This window comes from Marinobacter changyiensis (assembly GCF_009193265.1).
GTDB lineage: Bacteria > Pseudomonadota > Gammaproteobacteria > Pseudomonadales > Oleiphilaceae > Marinobacter > Marinobacter changyiensis.
The window spans coordinates 681,384-705,857 of the sequence record NZ_VZZZ01000001.1 but is presented as its reverse complement, the minus strand read 5'-3'; the positions used below and the strand labels follow the sequence as shown (position 1 = coordinate 705,857).

At 56.4% G+C, this 24,474-nt stretch carries 21 protein-coding genes; 12 read left to right on the top strand and 9 right to left on the bottom strand.

Annotated elements, in window-relative coordinates:
- Window positions 1-33: 33 nt before the first annotated feature.
- Window positions 34-867 carry a DUF2059 domain-containing protein gene (locus tag F6Y09_RS03440; protein ID WP_152205499.1) on the top strand — a complete coding sequence of 278 codons (834 nt, stop codon included), beginning with the start codon at window positions 34-36 and terminating at the stop codon, window positions 865-867.
- 4 nt (window positions 868-871) lie between these two features.
- Here F6Y09_RS03440 and F6Y09_RS03435 read toward each other — a convergent pair whose 3' ends face one another.
- From F6Y09_RS03435 to F6Y09_RS03410, 6 genes are all read right to left on the bottom strand, one after another.
- Window positions 872-1,237, bottom strand: a complete 366-nt coding sequence (locus F6Y09_RS03435; protein WP_152205498.1) for a histidine triad nucleotide-binding protein — start codon at window positions 1,235-1,237, stop codon at window positions 872-874.
- A gap of 30 nt (window positions 1,238-1,267) precedes the next feature.
- Window positions 1,268-2,596 carry an FAD-dependent monooxygenase gene (locus tag F6Y09_RS03430; RefSeq protein WP_152205497.1) on the bottom strand — a complete coding sequence of 443 codons (1,329 nt, stop codon included), beginning with the start codon at window positions 2,594-2,596 and terminating at the stop codon, window positions 1,268-1,270.
- Between the two features lie 65 nt (window positions 2,597-2,661).
- Window positions 2,662-3,228, bottom strand: a complete 567-nt coding sequence (locus F6Y09_RS03425) for an aminoacyl-tRNA deacylase (RefSeq protein WP_152205496.1) — start codon at window positions 3,226-3,228, stop codon at window positions 2,662-2,664.
- A 234-nt stretch (window positions 3,229-3,462) separates the two neighbouring features.
- Window positions 3,463-4,296, bottom strand: coding sequence for a mechanosensitive ion channel family protein (locus F6Y09_RS03420; RefSeq protein WP_152205495.1), 834 nt, complete (start codon window positions 4,294-4,296; stop codon window positions 3,463-3,465).
- 170 nt (window positions 4,297-4,466) lie between these two features.
- Window positions 4,467-5,564: a tRNA 2-selenouridine(34) synthase MnmH gene (mnmH, locus tag F6Y09_RS03415; protein ID WP_152205494.1), complete on the bottom strand. Its 1,098-nt coding sequence runs from the start codon at window positions 5,562-5,564 to the stop codon at window positions 4,467-4,469.
- 483 nt (window positions 5,565-6,047) lie between these two features.
- Window positions 6,048-6,437, bottom strand: coding sequence for a VanZ family protein (locus F6Y09_RS03410; RefSeq protein ID WP_152205493.1), 390 nt, complete (start codon window positions 6,435-6,437; stop codon window positions 6,048-6,050).
- Window positions 6,438-6,530: 93 nt separating this feature from the next.
- On the opposite strand from F6Y09_RS03410, the gene cysZ reads away from it, so the two are divergent.
- The 6 genes from cysZ to F6Y09_RS03380 all read left to right on the top strand — a co-directional run bounded on the left by cysZ (window position 6,531) and on the right by F6Y09_RS03380 (window position 14,815).
- Complete coding sequence (gene cysZ, locus F6Y09_RS03405; protein WP_152205492.1) at window positions 6,531-7,286, top strand: sulfate transporter CysZ; 756 nt, start codon at window positions 6,531-6,533, stop codon at window positions 7,284-7,286.
- Between the two features lie 40 nt (window positions 7,287-7,326).
- Window positions 7,327-10,179: an RNA polymerase-associated protein RapA gene (rapA, locus tag F6Y09_RS03400; RefSeq protein ID WP_152205491.1), complete on the top strand. Its 2,853-nt coding sequence runs from the start codon at window positions 7,327-7,329 to the stop codon at window positions 10,177-10,179.
- A 118-nt stretch (window positions 10,180-10,297) separates the two neighbouring features.
- A complete protein-coding gene (locus F6Y09_RS03395) occupies window positions 10,298-12,745 on the top strand; it encodes an acyl-CoA dehydrogenase (RefSeq protein WP_218944110.1) in 2,448 nt (815 codons plus the stop codon).
- Window positions 12,746-12,815: 70 nt separating this feature from the next.
- Entirely contained in the window at window positions 12,816-13,196 is a 381-nt protein-coding gene (gene crcB, locus F6Y09_RS03390) for a fluoride efflux transporter CrcB (protein WP_152205489.1), read from the top strand.
- A 253-nt stretch (window positions 13,197-13,449) separates the two neighbouring features.
- Window positions 13,450-13,656: a cold-shock protein gene (locus F6Y09_RS03385; RefSeq protein ID WP_152205488.1), complete on the top strand. Its 207-nt coding sequence runs from the start codon at window positions 13,450-13,452 to the stop codon at window positions 13,654-13,656.
- Window positions 13,657-13,903: 247 nt separating this feature from the next.
- Window positions 13,904-14,815, top strand: a complete 912-nt coding sequence (locus F6Y09_RS03380; protein ID WP_152205487.1) for a bile acid:sodium symporter family protein — start codon at window positions 13,904-13,906, stop codon at window positions 14,813-14,815.
- Window positions 14,816-14,896: 81 nt separating this feature from the next.
- On the opposite strand, the gene F6Y09_RS03375 is transcribed toward F6Y09_RS03380, so the two are convergent.
- The gene (locus F6Y09_RS03375) at window positions 14,897-15,697 is read right to left on the bottom strand and encodes a dienelactone hydrolase family protein (RefSeq protein ID WP_152205486.1); all 801 of its coding nucleotides are present in this window, start codon (window positions 15,695-15,697) and stop codon (window positions 14,897-14,899) included.
- Window positions 15,698-15,845: 148 nt separating this feature from the next.
- Between F6Y09_RS03375 and F6Y09_RS03370 the strand changes: the two genes are divergently transcribed.
- Window positions 15,846-16,418: a glutathione S-transferase family protein gene (locus tag F6Y09_RS03370; protein WP_152205485.1), complete on the top strand. Its 573-nt coding sequence runs from the start codon at window positions 15,846-15,848 to the stop codon at window positions 16,416-16,418.
- A gap of 35 nt (window positions 16,419-16,453) precedes the next feature.
- On the opposite strand, the gene F6Y09_RS03365 is transcribed toward F6Y09_RS03370, so the two are convergent.
- Window positions 16,454-17,446: an LLM class flavin-dependent oxidoreductase gene (locus tag F6Y09_RS03365; protein WP_218944087.1), complete on the bottom strand. Its 993-nt coding sequence runs from the start codon at window positions 17,444-17,446 to the stop codon at window positions 16,454-16,456.
- Window positions 17,447-17,746: 300 nt separating this feature from the next.
- Here F6Y09_RS03365 and F6Y09_RS03360 point away from each other — a divergent pair, with 300 nt between their 5' ends.
- Window positions 17,747-18,358 (top strand): Yip1 family protein, encoded by a 612-nt coding sequence (locus tag F6Y09_RS03360; protein WP_152205484.1) that lies wholly within the window; start codon window positions 17,747-17,749, stop codon window positions 18,356-18,358.
- On the opposite strand, the gene F6Y09_RS03355 is transcribed toward F6Y09_RS03360, so the two are convergent.
- On the bottom strand, window positions 18,355-20,985 hold the full coding sequence (locus F6Y09_RS03355) for an EAL domain-containing protein (RefSeq protein ID WP_152205483.1): 2,631 nt from the start codon (window positions 20,983-20,985) through the stop codon (window positions 18,355-18,357). The genes F6Y09_RS03360 and F6Y09_RS03355 overlap by 4 nt on opposite strands.
- A gap of 180 nt (window positions 20,986-21,165) precedes the next feature.
- Here F6Y09_RS03355 and ilvD point away from each other — a divergent pair, with 180 nt between their 5' ends.
- From ilvD to pbpG, 3 genes are all read left to right on the top strand, one after another.
- Window positions 21,166-22,842 carry a dihydroxy-acid dehydratase gene (gene ilvD / locus F6Y09_RS03350; RefSeq protein ID WP_152205971.1) on the top strand — a complete coding sequence of 559 codons (1,677 nt, stop codon included), beginning with the start codon at window positions 21,166-21,168 and terminating at the stop codon, window positions 22,840-22,842.
- 236 nt (window positions 22,843-23,078) lie between these two features.
- A complete protein-coding gene (locus tag F6Y09_RS03345; protein WP_152205482.1) occupies window positions 23,079-23,534 on the top strand; it encodes a CopD family protein in 456 nt (151 codons plus the stop codon).
- A 12-nt stretch (window positions 23,535-23,546) separates the two neighbouring features.
- On the top strand, window positions 23,547-24,467 hold the full coding sequence (gene pbpG / locus F6Y09_RS03340; protein WP_152205481.1) for a D-alanyl-D-alanine endopeptidase: 921 nt from the start codon (window positions 23,547-23,549) through the stop codon (window positions 24,465-24,467).
- The last annotated feature ends 7 nt before the right edge of the window (window positions 24,468-24,474 follow it).

The window sequence follows — 24,474 nt, the reverse complement described above, 5'->3', positions numbered from 1 at the left end:
GGCTGTTTAACCTTTTACGCAAAGAGAGCCATCATGTTTGCCACTGTTCCTACCCGCGTTATTGCCAGCCTGCTGTTGCCTGCGCTATTCATGCTATCCAGCCATCGAGTGGTGGCGTCTGAACTGGCGGAATCGGTGATTCGTAGCTCGGCCCTGGGCGAAGTCATCGAGCAATACCCGGCTATGCTGACCGAGGGTATTTCCCAGGGGCTGAGCCAGACCGGTAATCTTGACCCGATGTTGAAAGGCGCCATTACCGGCATGGTGGGGCAGGCGTTCAGCAGCACCAAAATCCGCGGCCAGGTGGTGGCTGATCTGGACGACGGGTTATCCGAGACAACCCTGCAAACCGTGCTCGACTGGTACCAGTCGCCGTTAGGCGAACAGGTAAGCTCGCTGGAAGCCTCAGCGGCGAAACCAGCGGCCTGGAAGGCAATCGAACGTCGTGGTCCGGAGCTGATCAAAAAGTTTCAGGGTACCGAGCGGGAGCAATTGTTCACCCGGTTTGACCGCGCCTCCCGGGCCACAGAAAGTGCGGTAGACACAGCGATTGCCGTCCAGACCGCCTTTGGTACCGCCATGGCGGCGTTTAACGGCCAGACCGCTGATTTCGACAGCATCCGGGCTCAGGTGGAAGCTCAGAGACCCATGCTGACAGGGTTGGTTGAGCAGCAGGTGTATGCCGCTTATCTTCATACCTATGAATCGTTGTCGGACGCTCAGCTCGAAAACTATGTTGCCTTCATGCAGAGCCAGGAAGGCGACCGTTACAACGAAGTGGTCACCAACTCGGTCCAGCAAGCTATCATCAGGCCGGTGGAAAGCATCGGCAATGGCCTGATGCGTCTGTTTGGACCCCAGGCCTGATCATTCACGCCTGCTTGAGTTTGTCCGTGTAAGGCGGCCAGCCCATCGCTTTGCCTGCCAGCAGGTGCAAGTGGATGTGGTAGACGGTCTGGCCGCCATGCTCGTTGCAGTTCATCACCGCCCGGTAGCCCTGCTCTGCAAACCCCATCTCGGCGGCCAATCTGGACGCCACCAGAAACAGGTGCCCGATCAATTCCCGATCGCCTTCTTCCATGTCATTGGTCGTCGCAATGGGCTTTTTCGGAATGATCAGCAGATGTATCGGCGCCTGGGGATTGATGTCTTTGAAAGCCAGACTGAGGTCGTCTTCATAGACGATGTCGGCGGGAATTTCCCGGTTGATGATCTTGGTAAACAGTGTTCCTGACATATACGGATTCCTCTCTGGGTCTTGTTTAAGTCAGCGTTTGTTCAGAAAGCCGGGCTTCGGTAGCGCCCCAAGCAGTCGCTGCAAGGCAGGGGGCGAGCGTTCCTCGAGCCCCATGGCGTAACGCGCAACCCGATTGCGGGCGCCAGGTAGCCTTTGGGCCAGCCCCAGACCGAGGTTCCGCAATAAATGCACCGGCGGTATACGATTGCTGAACAGGTAATAGAACGCATCCATAGCCAGCATCATACGGCCATTGGCGGGGCGCCTGTTCTGTTCGTACCGGGCCAGCCAATTCGGGTGTGCAAGATCGTCACCCGCCCGCCGTGCTTCGCGGAGCAGCCCTTGCAGACATTCGGCATCCTGAAAACCAAGATTGACTCCCTGCCCGGCAAGGGGGTTTATGGTGTGGGCCGCATCACCTGCCAGCACCACACGGTTCTGCACATAGCGATTTGCATGTTGGCGCGCAATAGGGAAGCTTGCTCTGGCCGCAACGGAAACAAGGGGTGGCAGGTCGTCGGGAAAGGCTTTCTGCACGGCGGCGATAAATTCTGCTTCGGGCATGGCTTTCAGTTCCTCAAGAACTGCTGGCCGGTCGTACCATACCAGGGATGCCCAGGTTTCCGGTTGCAAGGTTTCAGATTCCGGGGTTTCCGGCCCCGAATGAGCTTGCTGGAGGGGCAGGAAGGCCCTTGGGCCGCTGGGATAGAATGCCTGCCAGGTAATATCTTCGGGCAGGCCCCGGTAAGTCACCGAGGCGACCAGGGCCTGTTGGGTATATTGGTCCCGGCTGGTGCCGATACCGGCCAGTTCACGAATCCGGGATTGTGCGCCGTCGGCACCGATCACCAGTTGGCAGTCAAAGCACCGGCCACTCTCCAGGGTCACTTCCGCCAGGGGATCCCCGTTAACAAGGCTGACGACCCCGTCATTCGCCAGCACCGAGACCGTGGACTGAGCCGTGGCGCTGTCCCAGAGCGCTTGCTGGGTGATGCGGTTCTCCACGATGTGCCCGAGATGGCTGACGCCAAGATCGCCCGCGTTAAAGGTGGTGCGGTTGAGCCCTGCCGGCACCAGAGCCGAAAATGGATAGGGGCTGGCGTCCCAGACTGACAGGCGGGCGTAGGGTGTGGCACGCATCTGTTTGATCTGATCCCAGGCGCCCAATTGGCAAAGGTAGCGCTCACTGCCGGCGCTCAGTGCAGACACCCGGATGTCGGGCTGCTGGTGCGCATCAAATCGGGGAGCACTGTCGCGGTCAACCAATACGACGGAGAGCCCTGCCTGACCGAGGCCGGTTGCCAGGGCCGCACCGACCATGCCAGCGCCGACCACCACAATATCAACCTGTTCTTTCATGTCGGTTCCTCGTCTGTGAATCCCAGTTTACGCGAAGAGGGCAGACAGGCAAGCAACCGCAGTACTCAGTAGTGGATTGGCTCCAGGGTTGGTGCATCCGTATGCATCGGCGTTGATTTTCGGCTCGAACGACCTTTGGCCAGCCAGGCAGGTTTTGGGGTGCCGGACTTGATGAAGCCCTGATTGATCACTGTTGGCTGCACCAGGCGCAAGAAATCTGCGGTTTTCATGTGAATGGATTCGGTATGGGTGCCCGCTGAGAAGGCCAGTTCTGACTGAGAGGTCAAGGCCTCGCTGCAGTAAACCGTCATATCGAACAGGTTCCCGAAGGGCGGCATGGCGCCTACTTCGCAATCCGGGAAGCGGGCTTCGAATTCCTGCTCGTCTGCCAGTTGCACGAAGTCGGTCTCGAGTACCTTGGTCAATCGATCCCAGCGGATGCGCCAGGTGGCGGGCATGACCAGCATCGCCATTTTGCCATCGAGCTCGAGGATCACGGTTTTAATAACCTGATCGCCGGCAATCTGGACATGGCGGGCAAGTTCCTGGGCTGTAAAGGCAGGGGGGTGGGTAAGGCACATGTACTCCGTACCTGCGGAATCGAGAAATTCTGTTAATTGCTGTACCGGCATAGTGACAACCTCCTACCAGCAATGACAGCGTATCCCGAGCCCTGATACCTGTTGCGCTGAAGCTCAAACAACCGGTCGGCCCCGGGGGCTGGGGAAACCACCTGCCCGCAAATTTTTTGCGTCAGCGGCTTCCTTCTGGGCGTTCTTTAGTGAGCTTAGTCGAGGTTTGGAAGAATGCGAAAAAAACCAGTCCGGAGCTGATGATCCAGCCCCGGGTGGACGGCTACCCGGCCGTTATTTTTCCTGGTACATGTGCACATCGCGCTGGGGGAAGGGAATGGTAATACCTTCAGCATCAAAGGCTTTCTTGACCTTCTCCTGCATATCCCAGTAATACGGCCACAGATCATCGGTGGGCACCCAGGGGCGCACGATCAGGTTGACGGAGTTATCGCCAAGGCTGCCCACGGCAATGCGCGGTGGAGGATCGGTCAGCGAACGCTCGTCTTCTTCAATCAGCCGTTTGATAATGGCTTTGGCCTTGTCGATATCATCGTTGTAATGGATGCCAAAAGTCATATCGCAACGGCGGGTCGAGTAGATGCTGACGTTGATCAGCGTGGCGTTGGACAAGCTGCCATTGGGTATCACGATGCGACGGTTATCAAAGGTGTTCACGACCGTGTAGAGAATCTGGATTTCGGCTACAGCGCCCAGAAAACCCTGTGCTTCAATGGTGTCGCCGACTTTGAATGGTTTGAAGATCAGAATCAGCACACCACCTGCGAAATTGGCCAGACTGCCCTGCAATGCCAGGCCGATAGCCAGGCCGGCAGCACCGATGACAGCGATAAACGAGGTGGTTGCGATGCCGATCATGGACGCGACCGAGATAAACAGCAGGACTTTGAATATCACCCCGATCAAGCCACACACGAATTTGTTGAGAGTGGGGTCCCTGGCGCCCAGCTTCTTGTCGAGTATGTTAATGAAGCGGTTGATCAGCCAGAGACCGATCACCAGCGTTACGATGGCAAGCAGCACTTTCGGCGCATAAGTCATGATCATGGCAATGGCTTGCTGCAGCAACTCCGCTGCCTGGCCATCACCATTCAATAGGTTTTCCATAAAGACTCCTTGTTCTCGGTTCATTTTTGGTATTGCGAAAGGGCACACGCTGGATACGTACTTGCCTGGCAATAAGATGCCCGGCCCGATGCCAGGGTTCGGAATTGTTATAACAGATAACAGTGATCAATGGGCGCCGCAGGCCGGCAGACAGTTAGCCGCAACGGCCATCAAGCGCTCTGTTGCGTCCAGTTCAGCAAGGTCTCCGGGCCACCGCTGATGACGACGCGGCCCTGTTTCTGACCCAACTGGTAGTCGTACATCGGATCGTAATAGTCCTTCAGAAGGGCTTGAATCCACTCATCGTGACCTCCGAGGTCACCGCTGGTTTGCTGAAGGTCCAGCGCTGCTTCCATGGTGGATCTCAGGTGCGCGTAACGGTCGCCCCCAAGCCGCTTGCGGAGCCGTTCCAGGGCGTTCAGGAGATAGTCCCGGAAATTGAGCCAGCCGGCTTCCTCACCGTCCCGTCCGATAAAATCTCTGGCCATGTCGATCACATAATCCTCCTTGATAATGGCCGTGCGCTCTTCGATCGGGCGCTCAAGGACCATCATGGGCGCTGCCATCATCCGGGCCCCGAGGCTGTCTGGCAGACAACAACGGCCCACCAGACGACTTTCGTCTTCCAGAAAGATGCTGCGATGCGGTTGATGAGCCGTTTTCAACAGCGCGATGGACAGGTGGTTCTCGAAATCGATCTGGGTAGGCTGTGGTGTTATCTGACGACCGAAGCTGGAGCCACGATGGTTCGCCAGACCTTCTAGATCAACGGAGCTGGGCAGGTTGTTCAGCAGACGGGTTTTGCCTGTGCCGGTCCTGCCGCTGACCAGAGTAAAGGTTTCGCTTGCGATCACCGCTTCAAGCTGATCAATAAGGAAGCGTCGAAGGGCTTTATAGCCGCCCGTGATGATCGGGTACTCAATGCCTGCGTCTCGCAACCATTGCTGGGTCAGTCGTGAGCGAAGCCCACCGCGAAAACAGTACAGGTAGCCGTCAGGATTCTGGATGGCAAAGCGCTTCCACGCTGCAATCCGGGCAGCTTTGATATCCCCGGAAACCAGCTGGTGACCTAGCACGATTGCCTGGTCCTGGCCTTTTTCCCTGTAACAAATACCTACCCGATGGCGCTCTTCATCATTCATCAGCGGTGCATTCAGGGCGAGGGGAAAACTGCCTTTGCCGAATTCAACCGGGGCGCGGACATCCATAAGGGGCACATCGTTGAGGAAAAGCGAGAGGTAATCATCAGTGTCTGATCTGGACGTCATCTGCGGCAACCGGTGAAGCATTGATTAAGGCGGGAGTATAACTGAAAAAAAAAGGGCAACATATGTTGCCCTTTGGTCGGAACAGGTCGACGCGTCCTTGCGACGGTTGCAACTACCGTGTCGCTATCTAATCCTGAGGCCAGCTCCGTGGCGCCAGCATCCGAGCCGGCGATCCAAATGGTTATCCCTTAAGCCTTGCGTCCATACCATCCTTGCTTCCCCTCACATCCTGTGAGGACACGTCCAATGCTTCGTCCAGTTCCTTGTCATCCCTGACACCGCCACTATAGCAATCTGCAGATAACAATCGTGTGACGTCTGCATTAACGTACATTCATGGTTTTCGGATTTAATAAACAAACTGTTTTTGTTCAATAGGTTAAAATCTACCTGACTGGGATTAATCGTTCTGCGCACGGCAGTTCGCAGAATTATCCTACAGCCGGCGTAGGAAAAATCGCACATCAAGATGGGCGAATATCGCTAATCCGTTGAGTTCACCAAAACGATTTTCCGGAGCAACAGGTGCCAGATTACAATGCCAGCGGCCACACCAACGGCGTCGGCGGCTACATCCATTATTGAAAATTCGCGGTAGGGCAAAAAGCTTTGGGTCAATTCGATAAGTAGACCGAACACCAGCATGGGTGGCACAACATAGAGAAGCCGAGCCCCGGGCCAGGCCAGAAACGCCAGCAGAGTAAGCTCCATAAATGCGATGAAGTGGTTGGTCTTGTCGTTGGCCGCCGCCGGCACCGGGTAGGCCTGACTGGTGGTGGCCAGGTAAATCACGGCAATAACGGAAATCATCAGGGCCGCTCGCCAAAGAGGTTGGCAGGACAACAGGGTGAAGAGGTGATTTTTCAGGGTCATTGGGTACTTCCGGCTGCCGTAAACGTCGCGACATGGTATGCTCTGCGCCCCATTATTACCATTAACCAACCGCAAAATAGAGGTCAGGGCGCCATGGTAAAGGGTAATTTTTTCAGAGGCTTGGGGTATCTGGGTGAAGGTTTTCGCCTGATTCGCCAGCCCGGCCTGCGTTTGTTCGTGATGATTCCTCTGCTGCTTAATATCCTGCTGTTCGGTGCGCTGTTCTATCTGCTCGCCGAATTCTTCGGAGTACTGATTGCCTCCGCCATGGGTATGCTGCCGGACTGGGCCTGGTTGCAGAGCCTCGACTGGCTATTCTGGATTCTGTATGGCGTTGTCATTCTGTTAATGCTTGCCTACGGCTTTGTTATCATCGCCAATCTTATCGGGTCGCCTTTCTACGGTTATTTGTCAGAGTTGACTGAAAAGCACCTGACTGGACAGGAAGTCAGTACGGAAGGCGGCTGGGGGCAGATTGTCCGGGACATCCCGCGGGCACTCGGGCGCGAAATCCAGAAGATTTTGTACTACCTGCCTCGGGCTCTGGGGTTGCTTATCCTGGGCCTGATCCCGGTGGTTAATCTGGTCGCCGCTGCCCTGTGGTTCGCCTTCAACTGCTGGATGATGGCGCTGCAATATGTTGACTATCCAGCGGACAATCACCGGGTCAGTTTCAAAAGCCTGAAACTTAACCTGCAAGACACGCGGCTGACGGCGTTGGGGTTTGGCCTGCCGGTTGCTCTGGGGGCAATGGTCCCGGTGTTGAATCTTTTTGTGGTGCCAGCGGCAGTTTGTGGCGCAACAGCCTATTGGGTACGCGAGACGTCGGGCCAGCCGGCGTTGAAGTGATGAATATCATTCTTATGTTTAAAACCTGTCTGGAGGTTTTTTGGACAACACAGATTTTGTAATTGGCCAGCGTTGGGTCAGCCACAGTGATACCGGCCTGGGTCTGGGGATTGTAACCGATGTCTCCGGTCGTCGGGTCACCCTGGGTTTCCCTGCCATCGACGAAGAGCGCACCTACGCTATTGATAGCGCTCCACTGGCGCGGGTTCGCTATCAGCCTGGCGAGGCCATAGAAACCTTTGAGGGCGAACACCTTACGGTCAAAGCGGTTGAGGAAGTTGCCGGCGTGCTGATGTATCACGGCGAAACTGCGGATGCCGAACTGAGGGTGATTTCCGAGGTAAGGCTCAACAGCTACGTGCACTTTACCGAACCTCACCAGCGTCTGTTTGCCGGGCAGTTTGATCGCAGTGGCGCGTTTCGTCTGAGGTTGGCCACGGTGCAGCATCAGGATCGCCTGCGTGCTTCGCCAGTACAGGGCCTGATCGGCGCCCGTACCCAGCACTTGCCTCATCAGGTCTACATCGCCCACGAAGTCGCCCGCCGCCACGCGCCCCGTGTATTGCTGGCGGATGAGGTCGGGCTGGGCAAAACCATTGAGGCCGGTCTCATCCTGCATTATCAGCTCCATACTGAGCGGGCACGCCGAGTGTTGATTGTGGTGCCGGACTCCCTGATACACCAGTGGCTGGTCGAGATGCTGCGCCGATTCAACCTGCGTTTTTCCATTGTGGATGAGTCGCGCTATGAAGCGATTCCCGAACTGGATGATCTGCTGGGTGAGGAAGCGGAACTCGACAGCAATCCGTTCGAGAGTGAACAACTGGTGCTCTGCAGTCTCAGTTTCCTGACCCATTACCCGGGCGCCAAAGCCGATGCTGTCGCGGCAGGATGGGATCTGATGGTGGTCGATGAAGCCCACCATCTGGCCTGGACACCGGAAGCGGCCAGCGCCGAGTACGAAACCATCGAGGCGCTGGCAAACGAGACCAAAGGGCTGTTGCTGTTAACTGCCACTCCTGAACAGGTGGGTGTGGCCAGTCACTTTGCCCGTTTGCGCCTGCTGGATCCGGCCCGTTTTCATGATCTTGCAGCGTTTCAGGCGCAGGAAGCCGACTATGAGCAGGTCAATCAGGTAGTCCGTGAACTGTTGGATGCCAACGCGTCGCCGGGTCGGGCTCAGCAAGAAATTCTTCGGCAATGGCTGGGAGCGGAGCTGGATGAGCTGCTGGCTGTCGCAGATCCGGTATCCGCGATTGTCAATGCACTGCTTGATCGTCACGGCACCGGTCGGGTGCTGTTCCGAAATACCCGGGCGGCAATTCGCGGTTTTCCTGAGCGCCAGCTCAGGCCGGCGCCGCTAAGTTGCCCTGACATCTACTCCCAGCCTGAGCAGAAGCTTGGTCTGGCAGCGTTGACGCCCGAGCAAATGGTGCCGGATGAGACCTGGCTGGCTGAGGATCCGCGTGTCGCCTGGCTCGAGCAAACCCTGGTCAGTCTCAGACCCGCCAAGGTGGTGGTCATCTGCGCTCATGCCGAAACCGCCATGGCGCTGGAGATGCATCTGCAGCTGCGTGCCGGCATCCGGAGCGCGGCGTTCCACGAACATCTGAGCCTGATCGAGCGGGACCGGGCCGCCGCGTATTTCGCGGAGAGCGGGCAGGGCGCTCAGGCGTTGATCTGTTCGGAAATAGGCAGTGAAGGCCGCAACTTCCAGTTTGCCCATCATTTAATCCTGTTTGACCTGCCGGCCAATCCGGACCTGCTTGAGCAACGCATCGGCAGGCTTGACCGGATCGGGCAGGCAGAAACCATCAGCATTCACGTGCCGTATCTCGAAAACACGGTTCAGCAGGTTCAGTTCCGCTGGTTTGATGAAGGGCTGCAGGCGTTTACCCAAAGCAATGCGGTAGGCGTAGCGGTCCGGGAAACCGTAAAGGATCAGTGGCGCGCCGCGCTGGAGCTCGAAAACGCCGATCTTGACGGCCTGATCGCGGCGACCGCACAAGAGGCCGCTCGCCTGAGAGCCATGTTGCAGCAGGGCCGGGACGCGTTGATTGAGCTCAACTCCTGCCGCCGTGACCAGGCGGATGCCCTGATCGAGCGGATCGAAGATGAAGAATCGTCGGCCCAGGTCAAGGAATACATGATGGAGGCGTTCGATATCTTCGGTGTTGACGTAGACTACCACTCTGATGATATCGATATTCTGCGTCCCGGCGAGCACATGTTGACCGGGCATTTCCCCGAATTACCCGAGGATGGCGTGACCGTGACCTGGAATCGTCAACAGGCGCTGGAGCGGGAGGACATGAGCTTTCTGAGTTGGGAGCACCCGATGGTGACCGGCGTTATGGATGCCGTCACCAGTTCAGATCTGGGTAAGGCCGCGCTGGCCAGTCTGTCTGTGAAGAGCCTGCGGGCAGGGACTCTGCTGCTGGAAGCCCTTTATACGGTGCATTGCCCGGCCCCGGAAGCCCTCCAGTTGACACGGTATCTGCCGGTATCACCAGTCCGTCTGCTGGTGGATGTCAGCGGGCGTAACCTGTCAGAAGCATTGCCCCACGACCGGCTGAACGAGCTGTGTGCCAATATCCGGCGTCGCACGGCCCAGGCGATCGTGCCCCGGATAAGAGCCGAGGTGGAAACCATGGTTGATCACTGTGACGGGCTGGCGGCAGAGCGGCTTGAGCCATTGCGAGATGCTGCGCGCCAGCGGGTGAGGGAGTTTTTGCAGCCGGAAATAAGGCGACTGGAATCCCTGCGGCGCCACAATCCTGCCATCCGGGATGAAGAAGTGCAGTTTTTCAGCGATCAGCTGGCGGCTGCGGAAGCCGCCATTGACCGCGCCAGCATGGCTCTGGAGGGAATTCGGGTGGTCGTCACAGCCTGAGGGGCTGGCCTCGGGTAAACTGGTAGGGCGACATCCAATAATGTACTTTAGTCGTAGTCCCATCACGGGCGTTAATTGCCTGACCTACTTTGAACACGGATGAAAGAGAGTGCCTATGATGACGTTCATTCTATTTGTGGTTGCGATCGCCGGACTGTTGATCGTTATGCGCCGGGAGTCAGGCGCCAAGGCTGCCATCGGCGTTATGGCCGGGGTGGGGTTTGTGTCCCTGATTTTCGCCTCTGGCTGGCTGGCCTTTGTGTTGCTGGTCGGTGCGGCTCTGACCGCGGTCTGCGGCCTGACTGAGCTGCGCAGGAGCTGGCTGACTCCTCGTGTTTTCGCCATGTTCAAGGAAGTTGCCCCGAAGGTTTCCGATACCGAGAAAGTAGCACTTGACGCCGGCACCGTGGGCTGGGATGGCGAGCTCTTTACCGGTCAGCCGGACTGGCACAATTTGCTGATCAACCGTAATACCGGGCTGACCGAAGAGGAACAGGCGTTCGTGGACAACCAGTGTGTCAAGGCAGCCTCCATGTGCAACGCATGGGATATTGCGGTCGAGCGCGCGGATCTGCCGCCCGAGCTTTGGGAATTCCTCAAGAAAGAAAAATTTTTCGGAATGATCATTCCGAAGGAGTATGGCGGCCTCGAATTTTCCGCCAAAGCCCAGTCTGCTGTCCTGCAACGTCTGGCCGGTAACGAAGCGCTGATGGTCACCGTCGGTGTTCCCAACTCGCTCGGTCCCGGTGAACTGCTATTGAAATACGGTACCGAAGAGCAGAAGAAACACTATTTGCCGCGTCTGGCCGATGGCCGCGAGATCCCCTGCTTCGGCTTGACCGGCCCCCGTGCCGGGTCCGATGCCACGGCCTTGCCGGATACCGGCATTGTCTGCAAAGGCCAGTTCAATGGTGAGGAAGTTGTCGGCCTCAGGCTCAATTTTGAAAAGCGCTGGATCACCCTTGCGCCATTAGCCACAGTGGTTGGTTTGGCCTTTCGCATGTTTGACCCCGACGGTTTGCTGGGCGAAGAAAAAGACCTCGGTATTACCTGTGCACTGATTCCCCGAGACACCGAGGGCATGGAACTCGGCCGTCGCCATTGTCCCATCGGCACGCCGTTCATGAACGGTCCGATCAAGGGCAAGGATGTTTTCATCCCGATGGACTACCTGATCGGTGGCCAGGAAATGGCCGGGGAAGGCTGGCGTATGCTGGTGGAGTGCTTGTCTGTGGGGCGTTGTATCACGCTGCCGTCAGGCGCCGCCGGTGCTGCAGCCTATTCGGTTGGCACGGCAGGTGGTTTCACCCGGATCCGACGCCAGTTCAATTCGCCGATAGCTGATATGGAAGGTGTGCAGGAGCCCCTGGCTCGTATTGCCGCCCAAACCTATATCGCCCAGGCCGCGGTCAATCAAACCGCCAATATGATCGACAAGGGTGAAAAGCCCGCGGTACCGTCCGCGATTCTCAAATACCACCTGACCGAAATGCAGCGCAACATTCTGACCGATGCCATGGATGTTCATGGTGGTAAAAGCGTCACCCTTGGCCCCCGTAACTATCTGGGTATCGGTTACAGTGGTGCGGCCGTCCCGATCACGGTTGAGGGTGCCAATATCATGACCCGCAGCCTGATGATCTTCGGGCAGGGTGCCATTCGATGCCATCCCTATGTGTTGAGGGAACTGGCGGCGAAAGACAGCGATGATATCAATGCCTTTGACGATGCCTTCTTCAGTCATGCTGGCCTGATCTTTGGCAACGCTGCCCGGGCTCTCACGCAGGCCTTCGGCGTCGGTAAGGCCGATGTGCCGTTTGACTGCGCTGCCAGTCGCTACGCCCAGGGTGTTGCCCGCTTCAGTGCCGCTTTCGGACTGTGTGCCGATGCGGCCATGACGACGCTGGGGTCGCAATTGAAAATGCGCGAGCTGATTTCGGCAAGACTTGGGGATATGCTGGCTAACCTTTACCTGGCCTCGATGGTGTTGAAAAACTGGCATGAATGCCAGCCGGTGACCGGGGAGCGGGAAGTCATGCAATACAGCCTGGCGATGCTGTTATATCGCACTGAAAACGCCCTTGACGAGTTCCTTCAGAATCTGCCGAATCGTCCGGTAGCCTGGGCTTTGCGGGCACTTACCATGCCGCTGGGTCGTCGCTGGGATAAACCCCATGATGACACCACCCGGGCTCTGGCAAGGGCGATCTCGACGGATACGCCGATTCGCCACAAGCTCACAGCAAGCATCTGGTCGACTGAAAGCGAGGGTCCGGCGGAAAACCCGGTCGCCACTTATAATGCGCTGCTGAGAGATTACGACAAAGCAGAAGTGCTGTATCGCAAGGCCACCAAGGCGTATGCCAAAGGTGAGCTGCCGATGGAAGCGTTGCACCCCGAAGAGCGCTTCGAGGCAGCTCTGAAAGCCGAGATATTCAGCGAGGAAGAGGCCGAGTTCATGCGTAAGTATGAAGCCGATGTGCTCGAAATGCTGAGTGTTGACGACTTTCCGTTTGATGCGTTTGCCCAGAACAAAGAGACCGTCATAAACCACAACGCCGCCTAAGCAGGAAACCTGAACCCGCGACATTCAGGTGATCGCGGGTTTTTTCCTTTATCCATCGGGAGTCATCGGGATGTGGTTGTCTGTTCTCGCAGTGAGTGGTGGGGCTGTGGTGGGCGCAAACCTGCGCTGGGCACTGAGCTTGTGGCTCAACAGCAGTTATCATGCGATTCCCGTCGGAACCCTGGTGGCCAATCTTATTGGTGGCGGGCTTGTGGGTTTTCTGATCGGTTTTTTCAGCCATGGCTCCACCCTGTCGCCCGAATGGCGCCTGTTTGCGATTACCGGTCTGTGTGGGGCGCTGACGACATTTTCGACGTTCTCACTGGAGATGTTTGCCGCCCTGCAGGAAGGCAAATGGATGATGGCATTGGCAGGGATTTCGCTCCACGTGGTGGGCTCTATTGCCATGACGGCGTTGGGCCTTATGGGCTACACCCTGCTCAAAAGCTGAAGCTGTCACCGCTCTGGCAGGGCCTTGGTATCTGTACTTACATATGGAAAAAATGTTTGCATTCTCCGATACAAAGTGTAAAGTTTGAAGGGTAGGAAAGATTAGTTCAGCAGTTCATGAATAAGACGTATACCGCAGTAGTTAGTAGTTCATCGTCCTGTTTTTGATTCAGCAAGTGCTCGTTTTTCCGTAAACGTCTGTCGTCCATGAGGATGCAGGCAGAAAAAATTATTGATTTCAGGAATGTTTAAGTATGTCTACTACTACCGGTACTGTTAAGTTCTTCAACGAAGCAAAAGGTTTTGGTTTCATCACTCGTGAGTCCGGCCCGGACGTTTTCGTTCACTACAGTGCCATCACTGGTTCAGGATTCAAGACTCTGGCTGAAGGCCAGCAGGTCGAGTTCACTGTTACTCAGGGCCAGAAAGGTCCTCAGGCAGAGAACGTAGTTGCTCTGTAAATAACAGACAGCTTCTCGGAAAAGGCAGCCTCGGCTGCCTTTTTTATTGCCCTGAATTTCTCCTCTATGCTTTGCCTTTATGCCCTTCAATTCGGCAAATGAATTTCCCGCATGCCTTTCTAACCGCTAGACTCTGATGAAATTCTCGTCTGGCAGCTGTGCATTGCTTTCAGACGGTGACCAGGTCCAAAAATAAAAATATATTATGACGTTGCCCCGGCAAAACCGGCTTGGCACAGGAGTAATCATGAGTGCGGAACAGCTCGTCCACCTTGTTAACGTTCAGATAGTACCGATTTCGTTGTTTCTCATCATGCTGGGAATGGGATTATCTCTGGTTCCTGATGATTTCAGGCGTGTAGTTTCTTACCCCAAGGCCGTTGCCATTGGCCTCAGCTGCCAACTGATAGTGTTGCCGCTGATTGGCTTTGGCCTCGCCAATCTGGTACCACTTGCACCAGAACTTGCAGTTGGCGTGATGTTGCTGGTGGTTTGCCCGGGGGGAACCACCTCAAATCTTTACGCTCACATCGCCAGGGGGGATGTGGCGTTGTCGGTGACCCTGACGGCGGTCGCAAGTGTGGTAACGGTGTTTTCCATTCCCTTCATCGTTAATGGATCGCTGCTCCACTTTATGGGTGAGAGCGAAGAACTCGCGCTGCCGATCGGCCGTACCATGGCCAGCCTGGTGTTATTAACGATTATCCCGATTTCAATCGGTATGACAGTCCGGCGCTTCAAACCGGCGCTTGCGATCGCCGTTGAGCAAAGGGTCAAGTATTTTGCGGTGATATTCCTGGCCTTGTTGATTGCCTTCCTGGTCTACCAACAGCGGGAGACGTTCATTGATTCGGTCATCAGTGCCGGACCGGTCGCGTTGCTACTGAACCTGTCCACCATGTTTATCGGCTTTTACGGCGCCCGGTTGTTTGCCCTTAACCGTCAGCAAAGCATTTCGATCACCCTGGAGACCGGCCTTCAGAACAGCGGCCTGTCGATGGTATTGGCGTTGGGCATGCTGAACAACTATGGGATGTCACTGGTCCCCGCGATTTACACCGGGGTGATGTTTATCACCGCTGGGGTGTTGGTGTATTACCTGGGCCGCCAACAATCAGACACTGACTCCAACATCGTGCCCGCTCGTCAAGAGAGCTGAGGGTTTGCTGATGGCAGGCGCCGCAAATGTGGCGCCTGCCATCAATCAGCTTAATGGCACCTCCCTGCCATGGGCAGGGGCTTATTGAGCGAAAATACTTTTATAGAACGCCATGGTACCTTGCCATGAGCGTTTGTCGGCTTCCTGGTTATAGGCCAGGGGGAGACCGAACTTTTCTCCGAGTTCGTCAGCCGCTTCGGAGGTGAAGGAATGTTTGACGCCCGGGAACACGGTCAGGCTCAGGTCCGCGCCGGCTTTGGTCATTTCACTGACAAAACCGGTAACCTGTTCCACTGGGACAAACGGGTCAGCACCACCGGTATAGGCCAGGATTCTGGCGGTGACCGCACCTTGTTCGGGCTGAATATCACTGCCAAGGGACCCGTGCAGGCTGACCACGCCATCAAGATCAAGCCCGAGTCGGGCCATGTTGAGCACCACAGCGCCACCAAAACAGTAACCCTGGGCTGCAATCCGGGATTCGTCAACGGTTTCATGGTCCTGCAGAATACTCATGGCCTCGCGGAAGCGGGCTTCGAGTGCCTGTTTGTCGCCCATGGTGGCCTGCATGAATTTCTTGGCGTCATCAGGATGCTCTGCCAGCTTGCCGGAACCATACATATCCAGCGCAAAAGCCGTGTAGCCTTCTGCCGCCAGCTTTTCAGCCTGGCTGCGGGCAAATTCGTTGTGGCCCCACCACTCGTGAACCACCAATATGCCCGGGCGCTCGCCCTCAATAGCGTCGTCGTAAACCATGTAGCCGGTGAAAGACTCACCATCGACGGAATACTCCAGGGTTTCGGACGTAATCTCGGCAATAGCCGCCGTGGTGAAAGCAAGGGAAGCCGCTGTTGTAACGGCGAGTCGTTGCATCATGTTCATTGGCCGAATCCTTTTGGTTTGGTTTTTTTCAGCTACTAGCCATGGGTGCCCGCTCCATGCCATATTGTCGGGACTGCCTTTTACCCGGTCTGATGCCTTGTAAATGGCTACAGACACTCACACAATAATACGATAAACCGGAGGCTCCATGAAGCTGATAGGCTCAACTACATCCCCCTATGTTCGGCGTACCCGGCTGCTGCTGGCAGGCCGTCCTTATGATTTTGTGAGCCTGGATATATACGGAGAGGGGCGGGATGAGCTGCGTAAAAACAACCCGGCGCTTAAAATTCCGGTGCTGGATGACGAGGGTCAGGAAATTTATGACTCCCGGGTTATTGCCCGTTACCTGGGAGTAAAGCTGGGCCTCGCCGGCCTGAGCTGGGATCAGGAAAACCAGCTGACGCTGATTGATGCGGCCAACGATTCCTGTGTCACGATGCTGTTGTCAAAAAGGTCCGGCCTGGATATCGAGCAGGATGCGCTGTTTTATAACCTCCAGCGCGAACGCATCATGACGAGTCTGCGCACGTTGTCGGCCATGGTGGATGCGGGCGAGTTTACCGACTGGCAGTATCCGTCAATTTGCCTGTTCTGCCTGATTGACTGGCTGGATTTCCGGGCCCTTGTGGATTTTCAGGGCATCGAGAGCTTGCTGTCATTCCGCGACCACAACCTTCAGCAGGCCATGGTAGCGGAAACCGACCCCCGTAACGCCTGATTTCCCTGTGATCGTTGGGGGCGTCGCCCCGGGTATCAGTCTGCTTTTACTGAGGCCAGAATATCCAGTGCATGGCGCCGCTTTTCAGGGTCGTACAGATCCACCGTAAACATCAGTTCATCTACCCTCACAGTAGTGAGAAGCTCTTCCAGCTGGCTTTTGACAGCCACGCGGTCGCCTTTGATTTGCAGATCAAGGAAGCCCCGAACACCGGCTTCCTCCTCACGGCTCCAGAGCCCGTCCATGGTTTCTACCGGGGGTTTCAGCCACAGCGGCTGGCCCCGGAACAATGCCAGAATTCGCTGGTAGCTTGTGGTGGCCAGTAATGCGGCTTCTTCGTTGCTGTCGGCTGCAACCGCGGGCACGCAGAGCATGGCGTAGGGTTTTGACAAGCTCTCGGAAGGTTGGAAATTGTCCCGATACACCTGAATGGCTTCGCGGTACAGGCGGGGTGCAAAGTGGCCGGCAAAGGCATAGGGCAAGCCTTTAATGGCGGCCAGCTGGGCGCTGTAAAGACTGGAGCCCAGCAGCCAGATGGGCACCTCAGTGCCTGCACCGGGAATGGCTTTGAGCTGCTGGCCGGGCCGTAACGGTCCAAGCAGTGACTGCAAGACACCCACATCGTTGGGGAACTGCTCCGCCCCAAGACCGTCCCGTCGCAATGCCCTGCTGGTGATCGGGTCGGTGCCGGGGGCACGGCCGAGCCCGAGGTCAATGCGATCGGGATACAGGCTTGCGAGGGTGCCAAACTGTTCTGCAATGACCAGTGGTGGGTGATTCGGCAGCATCACGCCACCGGAGCCCACCCGAAGCGAATGGGTTGCGCCTGCAATATGGCCGATCAGGATCGACGTTGCCGAACTGCTGATGCCTTCCATGTTGTGATGCTCTGCCAGCCAGAATCGGTTAAATCCCAGCGCCTCGCCATGTCGGGCATAGGCAACGGTATTTTCCAGTGTGGCAGTGACGGAATCGCCCTCTCGCACGGAGGCAAGTTCGAGCAATGAAAATGGCATGTTGGTGAGCATGAATATCCTGCAAGTTAAAGCTGTAGTGAGTTAATGGAGGGCCGAGTCATGGGTTTCAATGGGTAGGTCAGCAAACATTGTTTCAGAAACCTTCTATACTCATTTTTTGTCACAAGTTCTGGTATGAGATTTTTGACGTTGCTCTCAACGAGTGAAGCATTCGACGCCTGAGGAACTGAATAACCTGACAGCGGCTTTGCTGCATTCTGTCCGGCCATGAGCGGTGTCTGGCGTCATTCCGTCTGATCCGGAGTGGGTGCACGAGCGTAATCAGGCTTAACAACAAAGAGGAGAACGGCGATGCTTATAGGGCATGCTTTTGGTTTGTTTATTCATCCCGATCGGGAGTGGGATTCGATCAGGAAAGAACACGCACCCCCCCGTCGGCTATACGTTGCATACGTGTTGATCCTGGCACTGATAGGGCCAATTTGTGCTTACATTTCAACGGCTCATTTTGGTTGGACCGTGGGCAACGAACGCCTGATCAAGCTGACTGAAATCAGTGCTTTTCAATTAAGTCTGTTGACGTATATAGCCATTATTGTGGGCGTTTTTGCGTTGGGTTATGCGATAAACTGGATGGCTAAAACCTATGGCGCCCAGGAAGAGTACGATCGATCAAACGCTTTGGCGCTGGCGTCATATTCGTGCACACCACTGTTTCTCGCGGGCTTCGCTTTGCTGTATCCGGTGCCCTGGTTCAATGCGATGGTTTTCCTGGCAGCAACGGTGTATGGCGCTTACCTGATGTACGATGGCCTGCCCATCGTGATGAGAATTCCCAAGGATCAGGCCATTATGTATGCCGGCGCCTTAATGACCGTTGCATTGGTGATTCTGGTGGCGACCCGGGTTGGCTCGGTTCTGCTCTGGAACTTTGGCTTCGCCCCGCAGTTTATTCAGGGCTAACTGCCGCCATTCGAATCCAGGTGGCTGGGAAAGCCCCAGTAGTAACCCTGGCCGTAAAGGCCGGGGAACTGCTTCAGCCACTGGGCAGTAGCCTCGGTTTCTACGCCCTCCACAGTGATGTTCAACTCCAGAGCGTCACCCAGCTCCACCGCCGTGCGGAATATTCGTTGGCGGGTTGCGTCCTGGGTGATGTTCTGTAAAAAGCTGCGATCGATTTTGAGTTCATCAAGTTCAAAGCTTGCCAACGTGCTCAGGGACGAGTGACCGGTGCCAAAGTCGTCCAACGCAATCCGGAACCCAGCCCGGCTCAGAGCCCGGATCATGGCTCGGGCCTGGCTGGTGTTGACCATCACCGCTGTCTCGGTAATTTCCAGTATTACGTTGCCTGGCGTCACCTCATGATGCCTGAGAATATCCAGAGCTGTTTTATCAAATGCGGGGTGGCTCAGATCCCGTGCGGATATATTAACGGCAACGGTCAGGTTCAGATCGTGTTTTCTGGTCAGGATATGCCAGTCCTGACAGGCGCGGCCAAGCACCCATAGCGTCACTTGGTGGATAACCCCCATCTGTTCGGCTATGGGTATCCAACGGTCGGGCGGAACGCGTCCGAAATCCGGGTGCTCCCAGCGGATCAATGCTTCGTAGGAGGTGATCTCGCCATCAGCCACGCGTACTTTGGGCTGGTAAGCCAGTTGGATCTGATCGTTGGTGAGAGCCGTTTCCAGGTCCAGCATCAGCATCTGTTGCTCATATTGCTGATCAGCGATAGCCGGGTCATACACCGTCAGGGTATGGGTTGGATTGAGGGCAGCAAAACCTGCATAGGACAGCAGGTCTGAGCTGGTTTTGCCGTGTTCGGGTGCATAGGCCAGCCCAAGGGAGGGATTCCAGCTGAAGGTGTACTGGCCCTCGTTGAAACTGCTTTCAAGCCAGCGGGTGATGGCGAACCAGGCAGATTCTGCCATCGGCTGGTGCTGTCCTACCCGCAAGGCAAAAGCGTGGCTTACAGTATCAATAGAAGCCACAGCGTAGCCCTGGATCATGACAAGTTGGTCAGCGTAGTGGTGCTTGAGAAACCGGTCAAACCGGGTCAGATAAATTCGCAGTAGTTGTTCCGCCGCTTTGTGGCCGAGGGTTTGTTCAATCTCGGTGTAACGTTCGAGCCTTACCAGGCACAACCCGTAGGCCTCTCCATTCTGGTGAAGCCGCCCGAGATGCTCTTCCAGGATGGGGCGGTTGGGTTTTCGGGTCACCGGATGGGTCGTCAGCAGGCGAGCGTAATCACTCTCGAGCCGTGTTCTCAGTTCTCGTTCATGGCGCGCTTTGACGAAGGCACCGAGCCGTCTCCGCCGCTCGTCCAGCAGCCGCTGTGCCACTGCCATGGTAAGAATGATGGAGGCCAGCGCAGTTCCGAGATAGAAGCCGGAGTTAGTAAACTCGTTGACCGGCAGCCAGCCGATCGTGCGCAGGGAAGCCAACAGAATGCCCGCAATGATGGCAAGTACGGCGGCCGCGTAATAGCGGGCGTAGATGTTCTTCCGCACTATGCGCAGTGCCGATATCAGGCTGAAGAGGCAAGTTAAAAGTCCCACTACCAAAAGCGTACCCTGGCCTGGCAGCATGCCCTGGAACGGGGTGGTAATAAGAATGACAAGTGCACTCAGGCTCAGAAGGTTCAATGCCAGAGCCTGACGCCCGGTAAGGGCCAGAAAGTGGCGGGTGAACTGACACAACGCCACCAAGGAAAGCGGTATCGAAACCGAAATCAAGCTGTTGATCAGCGGCCAGTCACGCCATAACAACCACATCCCGAAGCCATCGATCACCAATTGGCTGTGTACCACCGAAGCCACCAGCAGCGTGAGCCAGGCAATCGCGGGGGTTCGCAACAGAGCCACCATAATCAGGTTGAATGCCAGCGCGAACATCAGCAAGCCGTAAAGGAAGGCCTTCCCGGCGATAGCTCCGGCACTGGACCCGATCAGGGCATCGGCGCTCCTGACTGAGACGGGCAGCATGGTAGGGCCGGTAGTGATGACTTCAAACAGGAACAGGGTTTCTGACTGAGGCGGAATGGTTACCGGCCAGATCCATTGAGGCAAGTCATAGAAGCGCTGATGGAAAGGGTAGGTATCCCCCATGGCGGGCATGCGCCGGACGGTGTCCTCCGAAGTTATAGCCACCGGCGTGATGCGATCGAGAAAGGGTGCAGACACGATCAGAAAACGCTCAAGGGGGACCTGGGTAGGGTTTTTCAGGCTGAAACGAAAGGTGACGGGGGTGTCCAGGTAACCCAGACCGGCCCCGTTGTCCGGAGCAATTATCCAGTCGTTATCGCGCCAGGCTCCGGTGGCGAGAATTTCGGCAAGTGGACGTTCAGTATAAGTAGTGGTTAGCTGGGAGCTGTTCAGGTTGCTATCAATCAGTTCCAGGGTGGCAGAGTTGCCACCGGAGGCTCCATGGGCCTGGTTGGCGGCTACTGCCAGGCCATAAAGAACGGCCAGCACCACCATCAGCACTGCGACCCAGAAAGCCCTCCGCCGGTGACCGTTCGGACGCCCGATCGCTTCGCGATGCAGGGTCACGTCGGGGTCATCATGGTTGGGCGGTGGTGTCGAGTCCATTCAGAAGCTGGCCTGGTTAGGATCTGGATACGTCGTGAAGTAGTATGTAACACGCTGAAAATTTGGATATTTTATAGTATTCTTCATGCTATTGCATTTGCGGTTTTCAAAGGTGCGCTTGCAGTTAGCGACTGTTCGGAGAATGCTGTGTAAAATCAAGGATCAACAGAGAGAGCGATGATGACTGACAATAGCAAGCGCCGCCATTCCGCCCCGGTGGTAGACGGGATCGGGAAATCTGCCAGCCGGGCCATGCTCAGAGCCGTCGGATTTACCGATGAGGATTTTTGTAAACCCCAGGTAGGTATTGCGTCCACCTGGAGCAATCTGACGCCCTGCAACATGCACATCAATGGCCTGGCAGAGGAAGCTGGCCGCGGGGCGGATGAAGCCGGTGGCAAGAGCCTGATCTTCAATACCATCACGGTGTCTGACGGCATTGCGAACGGGACCGAGGGTATGAAGTATTCACTGGTCTCCCGGGAGGTTATCGCCGACTCTATCGAAACCACCGCAGGCTGCGAGGGCTTTGACGGTCTGGTCGCCATCGGCGGCTGCGATAAGAACATGCCCGGCTGTGTCATGGGCCTGGCCCGGTTGAACCGTCCTTCGGTGTTTGTCTACGGCGGCACCATTGAGCCCGGTAAGAACCATACTGATATTATCTCGGTTTTTGAGGCTGTGGGCGCCTATGCCAAAGGCGATATGGACCTGATTGAAGTCAAGCAGATTGAAGAAACCGCGATTCCCGGCCCTGGCTCCTGTGGCGGCATGTATACCGCCAACACCATGGCTTCGGCCATAGAAGCTATGGGTATGAGCCTGCCGGGCAGTTCCGCCCAGAATGCTGTTTCCCAGACCAAGCTGGATGATTGTCGGGCCGCGGGTGCCGCCGTACTGAACCTGCTGGAAAAGGACCTGAAGCCATCGGACATCATGACGCAGCCGGCATTCGAAAATGCGATCACTGTGGTGATTGCCCTTGGTGGTTCAACCAACGCGGTGTTGCACCTGTTGGCCATGGCCAGCACCGTTGGGGTTGAGTTGTCGCTGGAGGATTTCACCCGGATTGGCAAGCGGGTGCCGGTGCTGGCGGACCTGCGCCCCAGTGGTCACTACATGATGTCGGAGCTGGTGGCCATTGGTGGTATTCAGCCGCTGATGAAGATGCTGCTGGACGCGGGCTTGCTGCACGGAGACTGCCTGACGGTCACAGGACAGACGCTGGCGGAGAACCTGGTAGACGTCGCCCCCTATCCGGACAGTCAGAATATCATCCACGCTCTGGATGAACCGATCAAAAAAGACAGCCACTTACGCATTCTGTACGGCAACCTGGCACCCACCGGTGCGGTGGCAAAAATTACTGGCAAAGAAGGCACCCGTTTCACCGGCCGGGCCCGGGTTTTTCATTCCGAGGAGGAAGCCCAGGAACGGATCATGGACGGCACCGTCGTCGCCGGTGATGTGTTGGTTATTCGCTATGAGGGCCCCGTTGGTGGGCCCGGCATGCGGGAAATGCTGACTCCCACGTCGGCTATTATGGGTAAAGGCCTGGGCAGCGATGTAGCGCTGATTACCGATGGCCGGTTTTCCGGGGGCAGCCACGGCTTTGTGGTTGGGCACATTACGCCGGAAGCCGCCGAGGGCGGTCCCATAGCGTTGGTTGAAGACGGCGATGAAATCACCATCGACGCGGACTCCAATTCCATTGCGCTGGCGGTGTCCGAGCCGGAGTTGGCGGAGCGTCGCAAACGCTGGTCACCCCCGGAGCCCCGATACCGCCGCGGGGTGTTGGCCAAATACGCCAAAACAGTCAGCTCCGCCTCCCTGGGCGCCGTGACGGATCTGCTCTGAGATTTTTTACCAACCAAAGATTCGCGACTGAAGTCGCTCCTACAGTAGGCAAGGTGCACGAACCCGTAGGAGCGGTTTCAACCGCGAACAAGGTTGCCAATCGCACCAAAGCCCACAAGCCTGCCACTATGTTCGTAGAAGCGGTTTCAACCGCGAACAAGGTAAAGCAATAAATTAATACCGGGTTGCTGGTATAGTTCGGCTACATTGCTTTAATACATAAAGAGAACGTTCTGATGAGTTTATTTGTTGCGTTGCATACCCTGGCAGCGGTGATTTGGGTCGGCGGGATGTTTTTCGCCTATGTGGTGTTGCGACCGGCTGTGGCCAAAACTCTTGAGCACGGCCCGCGGTCAGTGCTCTGGTGCCACACCCTGACGGTATTTTTCCGTTGGGTCTGGGCCTGTGTGATTGTCCTGCTGGTCACCGGCTACGGCATGATCGGCGCTTATTTCGGCGGCATGGCCGGCGCTGGCTGGCACATTCACGCCATGCAGGGGCTGGGGCTGTTGATGATGCTGCTGTTTCTGCATATTTATTTCGCACCCTTTCGTCGGCTCAAAAAAGCAGTCGAGAGTAACGATACCGATGAGGCCGTGCGCCGGGTAGGGCAGATAAGGATGTTTGTCGGACTGAATCTTGTGCTTGGTTTGCTGGTCGTGGTGATCGGCTCTGCCGGCCGTTACGTTTAAGGATCTGTGCTCATGTTCCGGAGGTATGCGGCAGCGGCGGTCCTGATCGGCCTGGTTTTTTCAACGGCGGCTCTGAACGCCCACCAAGGGGCAGCGGACAATTTTCATCTCGCGTCGGTCAATGCGGCGGTCGCCTATGTCGACTCCGATACGCTGCTACAGGATAAGAACGCAGACCGGCCGGTGCCGATTGCGTCGCTCACCAAGCTGATGATGGCTCTGGTGGTCATGGAGTCCGGCGAACCGTTGACCGAGTGGCTGGCGGTGCTTCCCAGACATAAAGATGCCCCCAACAACGCCTATTCCCGAATCCGGATCGGTTCTGAATTGCGACGCTCGGATATGCTGCGCATCGCCCTGATGTCATCGGAAAACCTGGCCGCCTACACGCTCGCCCGTCATCATCCCGGAGGCTATAACGCCTTCGTTGCTGATATGAACAAGAAGGCACTGACCTTGGGGATGTCCAACAGTGTATTCGTTGATCCGACCGGGCTGTCAGAGCGCAACCGGGCTTCGGCCTCGGATGTCGTCAAGCTTGTCAGAGCCGCGATCAAACATCCGCAAATCGGCGATTACTCGACTACGCGATACTTCTCTGCCAGATTCCGTCAGCCCCGTTATTCCTTGGCCTATGGCAATACCAATGCCCTGGTACATCGCGACAGTTGGGGCGTGAGCCTGAGCAAGACCGGATACCTGACAGAAGCCGGTCGATGCCTGGCCATGGTATCGAAAATAACCGGTAAAGAAGTGATCACAGTGTTCCTGGACTCCTTTGGTTCGCGTTCGCCTATGGGTGATGCGGGCCGGGTAAAGCGTTGGCTGACCACCGGTGACAGCGGCGAGGTGGCCGGGGCGGCTAAACGCTATGAGCAGACGAAGAACGCCCAGTACGCAGAAGGCAGTGAAAGCATGCAGGCAACCAACTGAGATACGA

What these genes read in the sequence shown, in the direction of transcription:
- F6Y09_RS03440 (WP_152205499.1), top strand. Translation starts at nt 34, where the DNA reads ATGTTTGCCACTGTTCCTACCCGCGTTATTGCCAGCCTGCTGTTGCCT.
- F6Y09_RS03435 (WP_152205498.1), bottom strand. Translation starts at nt 1,237, where the DNA reads ATGTCAGGAACACTGTTTACCAAGATCATCAACCGGGAAATTCCCGCC.
- F6Y09_RS03430 (WP_152205497.1), bottom strand. Translation starts at nt 2,596, where the DNA reads ATGAAAGAACAGGTTGATATTGTGGTGGTCGGCGCTGGCATGGTCGGT.
- F6Y09_RS03425 (WP_152205496.1), bottom strand. Translation starts at nt 3,228, where the DNA reads ATGCCGGTACAGCAATTAACAGAATTTCTCGATTCCGCAGGTACGGAG.
- F6Y09_RS03420 (WP_152205495.1), bottom strand. Translation starts at nt 4,296, where the DNA reads ATGGAAAACCTATTGAATGGTGATGGCCAGGCAGCGGAGTTGCTGCAG.
- mnmH (WP_152205494.1), bottom strand. Translation starts at nt 5,564, where the DNA reads ATGACGTCCAGATCAGACACTGATGATTACCTCTCGCTTTTCCTCAAC.
- F6Y09_RS03410 (WP_152205493.1), bottom strand. Translation starts at nt 6,437, where the DNA reads ATGACCCTGAAAAATCACCTCTTCACCCTGTTGTCCTGCCAACCTCTT.
- cysZ (WP_152205492.1), top strand. Translation starts at nt 6,531, where the DNA reads ATGGTAAAGGGTAATTTTTTCAGAGGCTTGGGGTATCTGGGTGAAGGT.
- F6Y09_RS03395 (WP_218944110.1), top strand. Translation starts at nt 10,298, where the DNA reads ATGACGTTCATTCTATTTGTGGTTGCGATCGCCGGACTGTTGATCGTT.
- crcB (WP_152205489.1), top strand. Translation starts at nt 12,816, where the DNA reads ATGTGGTTGTCTGTTCTCGCAGTGAGTGGTGGGGCTGTGGTGGGCGCA.
- F6Y09_RS03385 (WP_152205488.1), top strand. Translation starts at nt 13,450, where the DNA reads ATGTCTACTACTACCGGTACTGTTAAGTTCTTCAACGAAGCAAAAGGT.
- F6Y09_RS03380 (WP_152205487.1), top strand. Translation starts at nt 13,904, where the DNA reads ATGAGTGCGGAACAGCTCGTCCACCTTGTTAACGTTCAGATAGTACCG.
- F6Y09_RS03375 (WP_152205486.1), bottom strand. Translation starts at nt 15,697, where the DNA reads ATGAACATGATGCAACGACTCGCCGTTACAACAGCGGCTTCCCTTGCT.
- F6Y09_RS03370 (WP_152205485.1), top strand. Translation starts at nt 15,846, where the DNA reads ATGAAGCTGATAGGCTCAACTACATCCCCCTATGTTCGGCGTACCCGG.
- F6Y09_RS03365 (WP_218944087.1), bottom strand. Translation starts at nt 17,446, where the DNA reads ATGCTCACCAACATGCCATTTTCATTGCTCGAACTTGCCTCCGTGCGA.
- F6Y09_RS03360 (WP_152205484.1), top strand. Translation starts at nt 17,747, where the DNA reads ATGCTTATAGGGCATGCTTTTGGTTTGTTTATTCATCCCGATCGGGAG.
- F6Y09_RS03355 (WP_152205483.1), bottom strand. Translation starts at nt 20,985, where the DNA reads ATGGACTCGACACCACCGCCCAACCATGATGACCCCGACGTGACCCTG.
- ilvD (WP_152205971.1), top strand. Translation starts at nt 21,166, where the DNA reads ATGACTGACAATAGCAAGCGCCGCCATTCCGCCCCGGTGGTAGACGGG.
- F6Y09_RS03345 (WP_152205482.1), top strand. Translation starts at nt 23,079, where the DNA reads ATGAGTTTATTTGTTGCGTTGCATACCCTGGCAGCGGTGATTTGGGTC.
- pbpG (WP_152205481.1), top strand. Translation starts at nt 23,547, where the DNA reads ATGTTCCGGAGGTATGCGGCAGCGGCGGTCCTGATCGGCCTGGTTTTT.